Annotated in this window: 14 protein-coding genes; 11 read left to right on the top strand and 3 right to left on the bottom strand. The window is 64.7% G+C overall.

The window, feature by feature from the left end; translation table 11 throughout:
* Window positions 1-21 precede the first annotated feature (21 nt).
* The 7 genes from WH5701_RS06675 (at window position 22) to WH5701_RS18015 (ending at window position 6,558) form a co-directional block, all read left to right on the top strand.
* A complete protein-coding gene (locus WH5701_RS06675; RefSeq protein WP_156776586.1) occupies window positions 22-738 on the top strand; it encodes a DUF3887 domain-containing protein in 717 nt (238 codons plus the stop codon).
* 59 nt (window positions 739-797) lie between these two features.
* Complete coding sequence (glgB, locus tag WH5701_RS06670) at window positions 798-3,107, top strand: 1,4-alpha-glucan branching protein GlgB (protein WP_006171355.1); 2,310 nt, start codon at window positions 798-800, stop codon at window positions 3,105-3,107.
* Between the two features lie 26 nt (window positions 3,108-3,133).
* A complete protein-coding gene (gene hemE, locus WH5701_RS06665) occupies window positions 3,134-4,192 on the top strand; it encodes a uroporphyrinogen decarboxylase (RefSeq protein WP_006171354.1) in 1,059 nt (352 codons plus the stop codon).
* Complete coding sequence (locus tag WH5701_RS06660) at window positions 4,189-5,199, top strand: NAD(P)-dependent oxidoreductase (protein ID WP_006171353.1); 1,011 nt, start codon at window positions 4,189-4,191, stop codon at window positions 5,197-5,199. The genes hemE and WH5701_RS06660 overlap by 4 nt, the downstream gene beginning before the upstream one ends.
* Before the next feature lie 52 nt (window positions 5,200-5,251).
* On the top strand, window positions 5,252-5,629 hold the full coding sequence (petE, locus tag WH5701_RS06655) for a plastocyanin (RefSeq protein ID WP_050751477.1): 378 nt from the start codon (window positions 5,252-5,254) through the stop codon (window positions 5,627-5,629).
* Window positions 5,630-5,742: 113 nt separating this feature from the next.
* Window positions 5,743-6,084 carry a c-type cytochrome gene (locus WH5701_RS06650; RefSeq protein WP_037980570.1) on the top strand — a complete coding sequence of 114 codons (342 nt, stop codon included), beginning with the start codon at window positions 5,743-5,745 and terminating at the stop codon, window positions 6,082-6,084.
* Window positions 6,085-6,216: 132 nt separating this feature from the next.
* A complete protein-coding gene (locus WH5701_RS18015) occupies window positions 6,217-6,558 on the top strand; it encodes a hypothetical protein (RefSeq protein WP_006171350.1) in 342 nt (113 codons plus the stop codon).
* On the opposite strand, the gene WH5701_RS06640 is transcribed toward WH5701_RS18015, so the two are convergent.
* Window positions 6,519-6,725, bottom strand: coding sequence for a hypothetical protein (locus WH5701_RS06640; protein WP_006171349.1), 207 nt, complete (start codon window positions 6,723-6,725; stop codon window positions 6,519-6,521). The genes WH5701_RS18015 and WH5701_RS06640 overlap by 40 nt on opposite strands.
* A 54-nt stretch (window positions 6,726-6,779) precedes the next feature.
* On the opposite strand from WH5701_RS06640, the gene WH5701_RS06635 reads away from it, so the two are divergent.
* Window positions 6,780-7,070 carry a hypothetical protein gene (locus WH5701_RS06635; RefSeq protein ID WP_006171348.1) on the top strand — a complete coding sequence of 97 codons (291 nt, stop codon included), beginning with the start codon at window positions 6,780-6,782 and terminating at the stop codon, window positions 7,068-7,070.
* Window positions 7,071-7,096: 26 nt separating this feature from the next.
* On the opposite strand, the gene WH5701_RS06630 is transcribed toward WH5701_RS06635, so the two are convergent.
* On the bottom strand, window positions 7,097-7,588 hold the full coding sequence (locus WH5701_RS06630; RefSeq protein WP_006171347.1) for a hypothetical protein: 492 nt from the start codon (window positions 7,586-7,588) through the stop codon (window positions 7,097-7,099).
* 131 nt (window positions 7,589-7,719) lie between these two features.
* Between WH5701_RS06630 and clpB the strand changes: the two genes are divergently transcribed.
* On the top strand, window positions 7,720-10,347 hold the full coding sequence (clpB, locus tag WH5701_RS06625) for an ATP-dependent chaperone ClpB (protein WP_006171346.1): 2,628 nt from the start codon (window positions 7,720-7,722) through the stop codon (window positions 10,345-10,347).
* 758 nt (window positions 10,348-11,105) lie between these two features.
* Window positions 11,106-12,440, top strand: a complete 1,335-nt coding sequence (locus WH5701_RS06620) for a tetratricopeptide repeat protein (RefSeq protein WP_006171345.1) — start codon at window positions 11,106-11,108, stop codon at window positions 12,438-12,440.
* On the opposite strand, the gene WH5701_RS06615 is transcribed toward WH5701_RS06620, so the two are convergent.
* A complete protein-coding gene (locus WH5701_RS06615; RefSeq protein ID WP_006171344.1) occupies window positions 12,406-13,635 on the bottom strand; it encodes a glycosyltransferase in 1,230 nt (409 codons plus the stop codon). The genes WH5701_RS06620 and WH5701_RS06615 overlap by 35 nt on opposite strands.
* 83 nt (window positions 13,636-13,718) lie before the next feature.
* Here WH5701_RS06615 and WH5701_RS06610 point away from each other — a divergent pair, with 83 nt between their 5' ends.
* Window positions 13,719-14,900: a hypothetical protein gene (locus WH5701_RS06610; protein ID WP_156776585.1), complete on the top strand. Its 1,182-nt coding sequence runs from the start codon at window positions 13,719-13,721 to the stop codon at window positions 14,898-14,900.
* Window positions 14,901-14,911: the final 11 nt, after the last annotated feature.

Genomic DNA, 14,911 nt, shown 5'->3' with positions numbered 1-14,911 from the left:
GAGCCCAACGCCCGCACCTCCGTGAATCTGCGCGTCCCTTTGCTGGCGATGGCCCTGGCCTGTGGACTCCATGGAGGGCAGGCCCTGGCCACCTCCGCGCTGCAGCCAGCCGAGGCCAGAGCCGCCGGGCAGGTGGTGCTTGATGCCCTGAAGCGCCAGGACAGTCAGGCTGTCTTTGACCGTCTGGCCCCTGATCTGCAGAAACTGACCACGGTGGAGCGGGTGCGTCAACGCTTGCAGAGGCAGGGGCCCATCCTCGGCAGCCGCATCACCGACGTGTCAACGGGGGTGGATGACAGCACGGTGGAGGCGGAGCTGAGGGGTTCCAGCGGCAGCCGTCCCCTGGTGCTGGTGCTCGACGGCCGCGGACGTGTGCTGGGCTGGGAGCTGGATCAGAACGACACGCCGATCAAGCAGATCGCCACCAACTTCATCACTTCACTCAGCGAGGGCCGGGTGGTGGATGCCCGCAGCCTGCTGATCCGCGATCTCCAGGACGAGATCACCCCCCAGGATCTGCTCAACCGCTGGAAGGATCTCGAGAAATTCACCGGTTCATTCCAGCGCCTGCGCGGCACCGTGGTGGCCAGTGAAGGAGGCCCACAGCAGCTGGTGCTCGTCACCACCCAGTTCCAGAGGGTCACCGACAACCTGTTCGTGATCTTCGACGCTCAGGGTCACATCATCGGCGTCGACTTCCCCGAGGATCCGGCCATGCCTGGCAGCCCATTGCCCTGAGCGTGGAGGGACCTCCAGGATCGGCGGGCCTAAGCTCCCCTTCCGTCCGCTGATGCTCGATGCCCTCCACCAGCCTCGAATGGATGGTCCAAGACGGCCAGAGGCTTCAGGAGTGCCGGCACGATCATCCTTTTGCCGTGCTTGGGCCCCAGCCCAAGGGTGATGGCTGGGTGGTGAGGGCCTGGATGCCGGAAGCGAGCCAGGTTGACCTGCTGCTCGATGGCCGTGCCCTGCCGATGGCCACGCCCCACCATCCCTGGGTTTTTGAAGTCGAGCTGAGCGAAGACCCGGGCCGGCGCTACGAGTACCGGGTGCAGCGTGGGGGTATCGAGCACCAGCAGCACGACCCGTGGGCCTTCCGCGAGGAGTGGATGGGCGAACTTGACCGCCATCTCTTCGCGGAAGGCAACCACCATCACATCTGGCGCCGTCTCGGCGCTCACCCCTGCGAGCGCGACGGCATCGCCGGCGTGCAATTCGCCCTCTGGGCCCCCAATGCCCGCAGTGTGGCCCTGCTGGCTGAATGCAACGGCTGGGATGGTCGCCATCACCCGATGCAACTGCGCATGGGCGGGATCTGGGAGCTGTTCGTGCCCGGCCTGAAGCCCGGAGATCTCTATAAATACGAGGTGCGCTCCCCTGAGGGCCACTGCTATCAGAAGGCCGATCCCTACGGCTTCCAGCATGAGGTTCGCCCCCAGCAGGGCTCGGTGGTCTCCCGGCTGGGCCAGTACCGCTGGGGCGATCAGGCCTGGCTGGCCGAGCGCGACAGCCGGGATCCTCTGAATCAGCCGATCTCGGTGTACGAATTGCATCTGGGCAGCTGGATGCATGGCCCGGCTGATCAGCCCTTCCTGGAGGCTGACGGCAGCCCGCGTCCGCCCGTGGCAGCCGCCGATCTCAAGCCCGGAGCACGCCTGCTCACCTATCCCGAGCTGGCCGACCGGCTGATCCCCTACGTGAAGGCGCGTGGGTTCACCCATCTGGAGCTGATGCCGATCGCCGAGCATCCCTTCGATGGTTCCTGGGGCTATCAGGTGACCGGCTTCTACGCCCCCACCAGCCGCTTCGGTCCGCCGGATGAATTCCGGGCCTTCGTCGATCGCTGTCATGCCGAAGGTCTCGGGGTGATCCTCGACTGGGTGCCCGGCCACTTCCCCAAGGATGCTCATGGCCTGGCCTTCTTCGATGGCTGCCACCTCTATGAGCATGCCGATCCCCGCATCGGCGAGCACAAGGAGTGGGGCACGCTGATCTTCAACTACAGCCGCAATGAGGTGCGTAACTTCCTCGTGGCCAATCTGGTCTATTGGTTCGAGGAGTTTCACATCGATGGCATCCGGGTGGATGCGGTGGCCTCAATGCTCTACCGCGACTACCTGCGTCCCGATGGCGAATGGCTGGTCAACGAGCAGGGTGGCCGCGAAAACCTCGAGGCGGTGCGCTTCCTGCAGCAGGCCAATTCGGTGCTGTTTCATCATTTTCCCGGTGCTCTCTCCATTGCCGAGGAATCCACCACCTGGCCAATGGTGTCCAAGCCCACTGAAATGGGTGGCCTCGGTTTCAACCTCAAGTGGAACATGGGCTGGATGCACGACATGCTCGATTACTTCGAGCTGGATCCCTGGTTCCGGCAGTTCCACCAGAACAATGTCACATTCTCGATCATGTACCACTACACCGAGAACTTCATGCTGGCTCTCAGCCACGATGAAGTGGTGCATGGTAAGAGCAACCTGTTGCACAAGATGCCGGGCGACGACTGGCACAAGTTCGCCAATGTGCGCGCCCTGCTCGCCTACATGTGGACCCACCCGGGCAAGAAGACCATCTTCATGGGCATGGAGTTCGGCCAGCGCTCCGAATGGAATGTCTGGGGCGACCTGCAGTGGGACCTCCTGCAGTTCGAGGCCCATCAGGGTCTGCGCAACCTGGTCGACGACCTCAACCGCTACTACCGCGAGGAGCCGGCCCTCTGGAGGGAGGATTTCGACCACTACGGCTTCCAGTGGATCGACTGCAGCGACAGCCGCCATTCGGTGATCAGCTTCATGCGCCGGGAGAGCCTCACGGGCCGCTGGGTGGTGGTGGTGGCCAACTTCACGCCCCAGAGCCACTCCCATTACCGGGTCGGGGTGCCGATGGAGGGCTACTACGCCGAAGCCTTCAACACCGACAGCAGCCGCTACGGCGGCAGCAACCTCGGCAATCTGGGAGGGAAATTCACCGAGGAGTGGGCGCTCCATGGCTACAGCCAGTCGCTCGACCTCTGCCTGCCGCCCCTGAGCGTGCTGGTGCTGCAGCGCGACCCGGTACGCAGCCAGGCCCTCTGTGACGAAGCCGCCGAAACAGGTGGTGCGCTCGGGTAGGTTCGCCCCTGGCATTCCTTTCACCCATGGCCGACTCGCTCCCCCTGCTGCTGCGCGCCGCCCGAGGTGAGCAGGTGGAGCGGCCACCGGTCTGGATGATGCGCCAGGCCGGGCGCTACATGAAGGTCTACCGCGACCTGCGCGACCGCCATCCCGGCTTCCGGGAACGCTCGGAGCAGCCCGATCTCTCCTATGAGATTTCGATGCAGCCGTACCGGGCCTTTCAACCCGATGGGGTGATTCTCTTCTCCGACATCCTCACGCCCCTGCCGGGGATGGGGATCGATTTCGACATCATCGAGAGCAAGGGACCGATCATCGACCCGCCGATTCGCACCCTTGCCCAGGTGGAAGCGCTGAGGCCCCTGGAGCCGGCGGCCTCACTTCCGTTCGTCGGCGAGGTGCTGGGCCGGCTGCGACAGAGCGTGGGCAACGGGGCGGCGGTGCTGGGCTTCGTGGGGGCCCCCTGGACCCTGGCCGCCTATGCGGTGGAGGGCAGGAGCAGCAAGAACTACGCCGTGATCAAGGCCATGGCCTTCCAGGAGCCGGCGCTGCTGCACCGCCTTCTGGGCCTGTTGGCTGATTCAATCGCCGCCTACGTGAGCTATCAGATCGAGAGCGGCGCCCAGGTGGTGCAGCTGTTCGATTCCTGGGCCGGTCAGCTCAGCCCGATCGACTTCGACGTGTTCGCCGCTCCTTATCAGAAACGGGTGGTGGATCAGGTCAAGGCGAAGCACCCCGATACCCCCCTGATTCTCTACATCTCCGGCAGCGCCGGTGTGCTGGAGCGGATGGCCACCACCGGTGTCGATTTCATCTCGCTCGACTGGACCGTTGACATGGCCGATGGCTGCGCCCGCTTGCCGCAGCACCTCGGTGTGCAGGGCAATGTGGATCCAGGTCTGCTCTTCGGCACGCCGGAAGCGATCAGGGCACGCATCGTCGACACCGTGCTCAAGGCCCGAGGCCGCCGCCACATCCTCAACCTCGGCCACGGCATCCTGCCGGGCACGCCCGAAGAGAACGCCCGGGTGTTCTTCGAGGCCGGCAAGTCGGTGAACGAGCTGCTGGGGGCAGCCGTTTGAGCAGCGCCAACGGACCCGCCCGGGTTCTGATCACGGGAGCGAGCGGTTGCGTCGGCCAGGCCATCGCCGAGCAGCTGCTGGGCAACTCCGATGCCGAGCTGCTGCTCTGGCTGAGGGATCCCGCCAAGCTGACGGCCGTGCCCCGGCAGCATCCGCGCATCACCCTGCTGGTGGGGGACCTGCGCGATCAGGCACCCCATGCCGCTGCGATCGCCTCGGCCACCCGGGTGATTCACACCGCCACAGCCTGGGGCGACCCCGAGCGGGCCCATCAGGTGAATGTGGTGGCTGTGAAAGAGCTGCTGGGCCGGCTCGATCCCGAGCGTCTGGAGCAGATCATCTATTTCTCCACCGCCAGCATCCTTGACCAGCAGTTGCAGCTGCTGCCGGAAGCGGAGGCCTACGGCACCGAGTACATCCAGACCAAGGCCCTCTGCCTGCAGCAGCTGGAGCGCCATCCCCTGGCCGAGCGGATCGTCGCCGTCTTTCCCACGCTCGTGTTCGGTGGCTCGGTGGGTCCTGGCGATCCCCACCCCACCAGCTACCTCACGGCCGGCCTCAAGGAAGCGGTGCGTTGGCTGTGGCTGGCGAAGTGGCTGCGGGCCGAGGCCAGCTTCCATTTCATCCATGCCGCTGACATCGCCCTGGTCTGCTCCCATCTCGCCCTGAACCCCCACCAGCCCAATCCGGAGCCGAATCAGGGGCCGCTGCGCCGGCTCGTGCTGGGTCAGCCTGCCGTCACCGTCGACGACACCGTGAGCCGCCTCTGCCGCTGGCGCCGCAGCTGGCGGCCGCCTTTCGGGCTGGCGCTGAACGGCTGGTGGATCGAAGCCCTGATCCGGGTGCTGCCGATCGAGGTGAATGCCTGGGATCGCTTCAGCATCCGCCAGCGCCACTTCATCCACGACCCGGTGAGCCCGCCGGAGCGCTTCGATCTGGTGAGCCATGCCCCCAGCCTGGAGGCGGTGTTCGAGCTGGCGGGGCTGCCTCACCGCGGAAGGATCTGAAGACGTCATACACTGCCCTCAGTGTCAGGAATACAAGATGGTTCAGGGTCTGATGGCTTCCGCGGCTCGCCTCTTCCGGGCTGTTGCCGCTTCTGCTCTGCTCGGAGCGCTGCTGGTCCTGGTGAGCGTCAGCTCCGTGCAGCCGGCTGAGGCTGCCACCGTTGAAGTGAAGCTCGGCACCGACGCCGGCATGCTCGCCTTCGAGCCCAGCGAGATCACGATCAGCAAGGGCGATACGGTCCACTTCGTCAACAACAAGCTGGCCCCCCACAACGCCGTCTTCGATGGCCATGAGGAGCTCAGCCACACCACCCTGGCCTTCGCCCCCGGGGAAAGCTGGGATGAAACCTTCGATCAGGCCGGTACCTACGACTACTGGTGCGAGCCCCACCGCGGTGCCGGCATGGTCGGCAAGGTGATCGTCGAGTGAACCCCGCTGGGGCTCAGTAACGACATTGTTTCGATCCGCTCCCGCCGCCGGCTCTCTTCCGGTGGCGGGACTCTATTTTTGACGGGTTGCCCGCTCCATTGCTCGCCTCCCTGATGCGTCGCCTGCTTTCATTCTTCGCCGTCTGCCTGGCACTGCTGCTGGGAGCCGCTCCCAGTTTTGCCGCCGACGCTGCCCACGGCGGCCAGATCTTCTCCGCCAACTGCGCCGCTTGCCACATGGGTGGCGGCAATGTGGTGAACGCCGAGCGCACCCTCAAGGCTGATGCCCTGACGGCCTACCTGGCCAACTACAGCAGCGACCATGAGGCAGCCATCGCCGCTCAGGTCACCGTTGGCAAGAACGCCATGCCGGCCTTTCTCGGCAAGCTGACCGAAACTGACATCGCCGATGTGTCCGCCTACGTCGAGGAAATGGCTGCCAAGGGCTGGGCCTGATCCAGAGTCACCAGTACCTGCTCCTCTGGTCTCAGCTGATCGGCGTCTACGCCTTCACTTCTCCACCCCTGCCTCAGGGGTGGTTTTTTTGTCTTTGTGTCACGAGGCTGTGCTGTCCATGGCTGCGGCGCGATGGTGGGCAGGCCCGATGGAGCGGCTGAGATGTCTCTGGAGCAACTGCGACGGCTGGTGGTCGATGCCGAGCAGCAGCCGAACCTCAGGGCCTTGCTGCGGCAGGGTGCCCAGCAGTGGAGCACCGACAGGGGCCATCAGCCATGGGGGCAGCTGATCGAGCGAGCCAGGGCCCTGGGCTATGCCATCGACTGGGCCGATCTGGAGCAGGCCTGTTCCGCTGAGGAGGCCGCTCGGTTCCTGACCCGGTCCAGGATCGAGCCTGTGGCCGATCTGATGGGTTCCGTGACCGGACGAAAGCCTCAGCTGAGCTCTCGGCGCCTGGCGAGCACCTCGAGGTAAAGATCTTCGGGCACGTCGCGGATGTCGTATTCGCTGGGCAGCACCCCATGGGCATGGCGGTGCACCACCAGCCAGCAATTGCGCTCAGGATCCTTGCTGGTGCCCTCGAAGTCGCGGGATTCCTGCGCCAGTCGCCCCACCAGATCTTCCCTCTCCTCGTTGCTCATCCCTACCCTGGGCCCGTGGCCTGACGCGGCGTCATCATGGCAACTCCAGTGTTGATGCGTTCACTCCTGGCGGCGCTCCCCCTGATGCTCGGCGCTCCCGTTTCCGCCCTGGCCCAGCAGCCCCTGGCAGTACCACCCCTGTCCAGCGCGCCCTGGGTGCCTGGGGCCTCCTGCCCGCTGCTGGTCCCCCTGAAAGACTCGGTGCTGCAACCGCTGAGGATCCAGCCACGGCAGGTGCCGCGCAAAAACGCCGGCGGTTGCCTGTCGGCGGCGGATGCCCTGTACAGCGCCGATGGCTGCCCGCTCAAGCTCTGCCCACGGGCGCTGCCGAGCCTGGACCTCTGAACCTGGCCTGCTTTGCGCCCGCTTCCTCAGCGGCAGCCGAACACCGAGATCGTGTAGCTGAAACCGGTGGCGTTGGCGTTGTAGCCCGAGCCCACCTTCACGTTCACCTGGGTCACCAGCTTGCCCGCGGGTGGGTAGAAGGGGCCGAACTGGCGGAACTGGCCGGGCTGGGCGTCGAGGGTTTCGTTCACCACCTGCAGGTTGGTGCCATCACTGAACTTGAGGTAGGCCTGGATGGGGTAGGGGCCCCGCTCGGTGGAGGTGGACTTGAAGTTCACTTTGTAACTGGAGAAGGCCCGATTCACGCTGAAGTCGGTGTTGAAGTTGGTGCGGCCGAAGGGAAACACCAGGGGGCCGTTCAACTGGATCGTCTTGCTGACGCTGTTGCCTCCCCCCACGGCCGGCAGGTAGGTGCAGCTGGCGGCCGCAGCGCCGGGGGCCAGGCCCGCTGACAGCAGGACAAGGGCTGCGAGCGTCGCGAGAGAACGGGTCCTGGGCATCGGGTAACGGCGCGGCATGGGCTTGACGTTACGGACCGGTCTGAGCCGCCGTTCGGTTGATTCGCCAATTGTTTCGGCCTACCCATCCTGTGCTGGCCATCGGGTCGTTCATAGCCTTTCAGCAACGAACACCCATGAGGAGATCATCCATGCACCCCACCGCCGAAGCGTTCACGGAGAAGGCCTGGGCCGCCATCGTGGCCGCGCAGCAGCTGGCCCAGCAGCGCCGGCAGCAGCAGCTGGAGAGCGAGCATCTGTTCGCCAGCCTGATCAGCCAGCCCGGACTGGCCACCCGCATCCTCGAAAAGGCCGGCGTTGATGTGGCGGCCCTGAACCAGGCGGTGGAGTCGTACCTCGCGAGCCAGCCCAGTCTGGGCGCGGCTCCGGAGAACGTGTTCCTGGGCAAGGGTCTCAATGAGGTGCTCGATCAGGCCGAACAGCTCAAGGCGACCTACGGCGACAGCTTCATCTCGATCGAGCACCTGCTGCTGGCCCTGGCGATCGACGACCGCTGCGGCAAACGGCTGCTCTCTCAGGCCGGCACCAGCGCTGACAAACTCAAGGACGCCGTCCAGGCCGTGCGCGGCAACCAGAGCGTGACCGATCAGAACCCCGAAGGCACCTACGAATCCCTGGAGAAGTACGGACGCGATCTCACCCAGGCCGCCCGCGACGGCAAGCTGGATCCGGTGATCGGCCGCGACGAGGAGATCCGCCGCACGATCCAGATTCTCAGCCGCCGCACCAAGAACAACCCGGTGCTGATCGGTGAACCCGGCGTGGGCAAGACGGCCATCGTGGAGGGCCTGGCCCAGCGGATCGTGAATGGTGATGTGCCCCAGGCGCTGCAGAACCGTCAGCTGATCGCCCTCGACATGGGCGCCCTGATCGCCGGGGCCAAGTACCGCGGTGAGTTCGAGGAGCGGCTGAAGGCGGTGCTCAAGGAAGTGACCTCCAGTGAGGGGCAGATCGTGCTGTTCATCGACGAGATCCACACCGTGGTGGGGGCCGGCGCCGCCGGCGGCTCGATGGATGCCAGCAATCTGCTCAAGCCGATGCTGGCCCGCGGTGAACTGCGCTGCATCGGTGCCACCACCCTCGATGAGCACCGCCAGCACATCGAGAAGGATCCCGCCCTGGAGCGCCGCTTCCAGCAGGTGTTCGTGGATCAGCCCACCGTGGAGGACACGATCTCGATCCTGCGTGGCCTCAAGGAGCGCTACGAGGTGCATCACGGCGTGCGCATCGCCGACAACGCCCTGGTGGCGGCAGCGGTGCTCTCCAGCCGCTACATCGCCGATCGCTTTCTCCCAGACAAGGCGATCGATCTGATGGATGAATCAGCGGCCCGCCTGAAGATGGTGATCACCTCCAAGCCGGAGGCGATCGATGAACTCGACCGGCGCATCCTGCAGCTTGAGATGGAGAAACTGTCGCTGGGCCGCGAATCCGATGCCGCCAGCAAGGACCGCCTGGAGCGGCTGGAGAAGGAGTTGGCCGATCTGAGCGAGCAGCAGAGCACCCTCAATGCCCAGTGGCAGCAGGAGAAGGGGGCGATCGATCAGCTCAGCGCCATCAAGGAGGAGATCGAGCAGGTGCAGCTGCAGGTGGAGCAGGCCAAGCGTCAGTACGACCTCAACAAGGCGGCCGAGCTGGAGTACGGCACCCTGGCGGACCTGCACAAGAAGCTGGCCGTCAAGGAAGCCGAACTGAATGCGGGTGATGGCGAGAAGACCCTGCTGCGCGAGGAGGTCACCGAAGACGACATCGCCGAGGTGATCGCCAAGTGGACCGGCATCCCCGTTTCGCGGCTGGTGCAGAGCGAGATGGAGAAACTGCTGCATCTCGAGGATGAGCTGCACACCCGAGTGATCGGTCAGAGCCAGGCCGTGACCGCTGTGGCCGATGCGATCCAGCGCTCCCGGGCCGGCCTCTCCGACCCCAACCGCCCGATCGCCAGCTTCCTGTTCCTCGGCCCCACCGGCGTGGGCAAGACGGAGCTCTCCAAGGCCCTGGCCTCCCAGCTGTTTGACAGCGACGACGCCATGGTGCGCATTGACATGAGCGAATACATGGAGAAGCACGCCGTGTCCCGCCTGATCGGAGCGCCTCCGGGCTACGTGGGCTACGAGGAGGGTGGCCAGCTCACCGAAGCGGTGCGGCGCCGGCCATATGCCGTGATCCTCTTTGATGAGGTGGAGAAGGCCCACCCCGATGTCTTCAACGTGATGCTGCAGATCCTCGATGACGGCCGCGTCACCGATGGCCAGGGGCGCACAGTGGATTTCACCAACACGGTGCTGATTCTCACCAGCAACATCGGCAGCAGCTCGATCCTTGATCTGGCCGGTGATCCGGCCCGCCACGGCGAGATGGAGAAGCGGGTGAACGAGGCCCTGCGCGCTCACTTCCGGCCCGAGTTCCTCAACCGCCTGGATGAAACGATCATCTTCCACAGCCTGCGCGCCGAGGAACTGCGCCAGATCGTGGAGCTGCAGGTGCAACGGCTGCGCCAGCGCCTGGAGGACCGCAAGCTCGGCCTCGATCTCGATGGCGCCGCCCTCGACTGGCTCGCGGGCGTTGGTTACGACCCGGTCTACGGGGCTCGGCCGCTGAAGCGGGCGATCCAGCGGCAGCTGGAAACCCCGATCGCCAAGGCGATCCTGGCCGGTCAGTTCCCCGAGGGCAGCACGATCGCGGTGGATGTGGAGACCGGAGCGGAGCCGCCAAGGCTGCGCTTCCAGCTCGCCAGGAGCCGGGAGCTGGCGTTGGTGTAAGCCATTGGCGGATCGCAGATCCAATCAAAAAAAATTCCCCCCGGGCCAAAGGCCTGGGGGGAACTTGAGCAAACGAGCCAGGTATTAGCCTGAAGTGGTCTGAAGAAATCAGGGAGTAGAGGGCGGGAACAGATTGACCGGGGAGGATCCGATCTGAAGTTGGTTGCTGAAGGAATAGAGGGCGTTGATTTGAGAAGGAAGCGGTGAGAGAACGAGGTTGGCCAGTGCAGGGAGAGTAGTGCTCGGAGGAAGGCTGGAGCCGAAGACAACGGCATTCGAAGTGCTGGAGGCTACAAAAGTACCACCAGACCCAGTGCTCGTGAAGTTGGTGCCTAGAGATACAGAGACAAAGTCCTGGGGAGGCCCCTGGTAAGTGGTTGCTTGAAAAGTGATTTGTAGGTCGGTAAAAGTTGAACCGATTGGCGTGGTCATGGGCGGTTCTTAGGGATACCCGGCTGGATGGACAGACCATATCAGCCCAATGAAGGTTTGTCCTTAAGAATTGTTCAATGTGAACGAGCCAATGGCCGCGCGCATACGGGATGAAGTGTTAAGGACTACACTTTCACCCCCAAAACCACTGCGGCACAAGGCCTTTGCCTCCTGTCATGGATTTTGGATATCTCAAGCTTCATGGTAGTGAAACTCACATCAGCAGCCTTGAGTCTTGTGAGACTCCTGAAGTTGTCCAGTGGTAGGCCGAGTCGTGCGGTGAGGGGGAGGGTCATGCAGGATCAAGGGATGTGGAAGGTGCTGCCATGAGCCTCATGTCCCTGGTGGCTCAGGCCCATGGGTTGGAGCAAGTCCACGACTGGTTGGGTGCCGCACAGGTTTACGCCCAGGCATTGGTCCTGGAGCCGGACAACGATCGGCTGCAGATCAGCCTCGGCAATGTGCTGTGGCTGGCTGATCTCGCCGGCGCCGCCGAGGGTTGCTACCGCCAGGCGGTTCAGTTGGCCCCCGACGACTCCATGGCCTGGCGGGGGCTGGGGAATTGCCTCAAGGACCTCAACCGGTTCGAGGAGGCGGTGCTGGCCTATGACCGTGCAGCCTGCTGCGCTAGGGAGAGTGGTCCAGGGCTGGACCCCGTCATCTCCTGGGCTTGCAGCCAGGTGCGCATTGGCCTGGAAGACTACCGATCCGCCTATGCGGAGATGGAGCACCGCTCGGCTCTGCCCTCATGGAACCCATGGCTGCCATCTCCCTGCTGGGGCGATGAGGCGTTGCCGAAGCTGGATCCCCGGCTGAGTGTGTGGATCTGGAGTGAGCAGGGATTCGGGGACATTCTTCAGTACCTGCGCTGGGTGCCGGTGCTCGTGCACCAACGGCAGCGATGGGAGGGCAGTGGGGAAGTGGTTCTGGTTGTTGAGTCGTCTCTGATTCAACTGTTGCGTGAAGGGCTGGCCTGGCTGCCTCGCCCTCCGCGGGTGGTGGACAAGTCGTTGGGATCGGCCCAGGCCTCAGAACCCCTTGCCCATGGATCGCTTCTGAGCCTTCCCCACGAGCTGGGACCACCGATTCCCGAGGCTCCCTATCTGCGCTCTCCTCTCTGGAGCTATTCCACGCTGTCGTTGCTGCCTTCGCCGCCGCCTGGGGATTCCTGGCGGGTGGGATTGGTCTGGGCGGCGGGCCGCAACCACGAGGATCCCTACAAGGAGCGGGAATACCGCAAGCGCAGTCTGCCGGCGCAGGTGCTGTGGAACCTGGTGGTGGGCCTGCGGGCGCAAGGGGCCTGGGTGATCAATCTCCAGTTCGGTGAGGATCAGGGTCTGGCTGCCGCCCTCGGGCTCGATCTGGCCTCTCCGCGGTTGGAGCTGACTGATTTCAGCCGGGCGGCGCGGGTGGTGCAGGAGTTGGACCTGGTGATCAGTGTCGATACGGCCATGGCCCACCTGGTGGGCGCCATGGGAGCCCCGGGCTGGATTCTGCTGCCATGGGGTGCTGATCCCCGTTGGCAGCGGGAGCGTGACGACAGCCCCTGGTACCCCAGCCTTCGCTTGTTTCGCCAGCGGGCGAGCGCTGATTGGGGAGGGGCGATCGACGCGGTGCTGCTGGCCTTCAGCGAATGGAGCGCTGCACGAGCAAGCTGTTGATCCAGTCGCAGAACATGGCAACGCTCTGCTGGCGCTCGAAGCGGCGAAGCACGGTTTCACGGGCTGCCAGGCCGAGGTGGGCGTGGGCCGCAGGGTCGCGCAGAACGGCATCGAGGCCTGCCGTGATCGCCGCGGTGTCGTCAAGGGGGACCAGCAGGCCATTGGCTCCATGCCGGATCACATCGCGCACCGCTTCGGTGTCGGAGCCAACCACGACGGCCGCGCAGGCCATGGCCTCCAACAGGCTCCAGGAGACGGTATAGGGATAGGTGAGATAGGCGTGCACGCTGCTCACCTGAAGCAGGGCGGTGAGCTGCTGGCGTTGAAGCAGTCCGAGGAAATGGACGCGATCCCGGTCGATGGCGGCACCGAGCACTTCGAGCATGGCGCCCCGGTAGCCGCCGGGGTGGGAGCTGGGGGGGCTGTAGCTGGGATCATCCGCGCCCACGATCACCACCTGCAGGCTGGGGTGTCGATCCAGCAGCTCCGGCAGGGCGCGCATGAAGCGGCAGAATCCGCGCAGGGGCTCGAGCGAACGGCTGACGTAGGTCAGCACGAGGTCAGCAGAGCCCAGGACTCGCCCGCCCGGAAGCCTGAACACCTGCTGGTGGTTGGGCTTGATCCGCTCGGTGTCGATTCCCTCGTGGATGATCTGAAAGCGGCTGCGCCATGGCGCCGGAAAGGTGTTGCGCTGGAAGAGGGTTGGACTGAGCGCCACATCCGCGTTCGCCAGGGCGGCCAGGGAGACGAGGTTGTTGCGCTGGAGCAGCTGGCGGCGGCCGATGTCGAGGGGAGGAGCATCTGGATCGCTGGTTTCCAGCAGGGAGGGGGTGCCGTAGAGCTCCGGGTAGGTGATGAGCAGCGCCTGCGGCCAGATCTCGCGCAGATAGAGGCCTTCCCCCCAGCCGCTGTGGAACACGATCACGGCTGGATCGAAGCCCTGCTGGGCCAGTGCCCTGGCGAGGGCGGCCACCCGCTCGCCTCGGATCAGGCAGAGCTCCAGGCCGGGGTCACACAGGCCTGCCGGCAGCTGCTGCGCCTGAACCACGGCATAAGTGTGGTAGTGGCAGCCCTCGGGAACAAAGGCTGCCTCGCCGGCGCCGATCGCATGGACCTCATGGCCACGGGCCAACAGGCCTGTGATGGCATGCAGGAACTGACCCGGAAAGGCCTGATGGATGAACAGCAAGCGCATCGGTGTCGGCTATCAGCGCCACAACTTTTGACGAGATCCCAGGGGTATGCTCTGCGCCGGATTGAGCCAACGCCCGCAACCTGATGCCACTTCTTCGCCGTTTGTTCGGACGTGACCATCATGCCGCTGCCCCCTCGGGCAGCTATCGAGGTGCACCAGCGGTTGAGGTGAAGTCGTTTGAGCCCATTCGCCCCGCTGCCACCGTCAACCGTCTGGTCGATCTGCCGCCCGAGGAGGCTGGCGAGCTGCCGATGGAGGTGGTTCCCTGGACGCTGAAGCGGCTGCAGGTGATTTTCAGCCAGCTGGATGCCAAGCCAACGGCTCAGGCGCTGGAGGATGCGAGGGCCTCGCGGGAGAGGATGACGCGATTCTGGCTGTCCGCTCCGGTGGATCAGCTGGAGGTTCTCTACGCCGGGGCCTTCGGTCAGGTGTACCGGCAGATGCTGAATGGCCTCTTGCCGAGCCAGCCTCTGCAGGCGAAGGAAGAGCAGTGGAAGGATACCCTCACCCAACGATTGCTCAGTGGTTTCGGCAGTCATGAAACGATCAGTCTGCTGCTGGCCGTGATGCCGTATTACGGCCTCAACGGCATGCGCGTGGCTGAACCACTGCAGCAGGTTCCTGAGTGGCTTCTGTTTGATTATGCCCAGCACTGTGATGTCGAACTGACGCAGTTCCTGGCCAAGCGCGGCCGTGCTGCCAGCCCGGCACTGCTGGCGCCGGCGGCTCTGGCCCAGCCGGCGGCCATGGCCCAGCCGGCTGGCGTGATGCCAGCGGGGGGAGCCCCCTACACGGAATTGCCCGTGCTCTGTGAGACGAGGCGGGACGCCTGCATGCCGCTGATCAGGGACAACGAGTTTCTGGGCCGGATGAGCGGGTTGATCAATCTGTTCTCGATCGATCCCGGTGATGGTGAAGTGAAGCGCCAGCTCAGCGCTCTGCGCCGGCAGGTGGCACAGATCTGGCTGGATGTGGACACGGAACAACTGGAGGCGTTGTACCGCACGCCCTTCGGTCAGTTGACCCAGAACCTGATTGGCTGTGGCTTCGCCAACGTGCCCCTGGATGGCGAGGAGGAACTGTTGCGCGCCCAGCTGTCTCAGGTGGTGAGGGAGATGCGCCACCCGCTGGCCCTGAATGCCGTGATGGCGTCCCTGCTCTACTTCACCCCGGCCAATGTGAGTTTCAGCGGCGCCGAGTCGATGCTGCCGCCGTGGCTGATTCAGGAACTCAACAGCCTGCGCAGCCGCAGCCAGCCTGGCTGAATCAGCCCAGC

Source organism: Synechococcus sp. WH 5701 (assembly GCF_000153045.1).
Taxonomy (GTDB): domain Bacteria; phylum Cyanobacteriota; class Cyanobacteriia; order PCC-6307; family Cyanobiaceae; genus Regnicoccus_A; species Regnicoccus_A antarcticus.
This window is presented reverse-complemented; position numbering and strand designations above follow the sequence as displayed.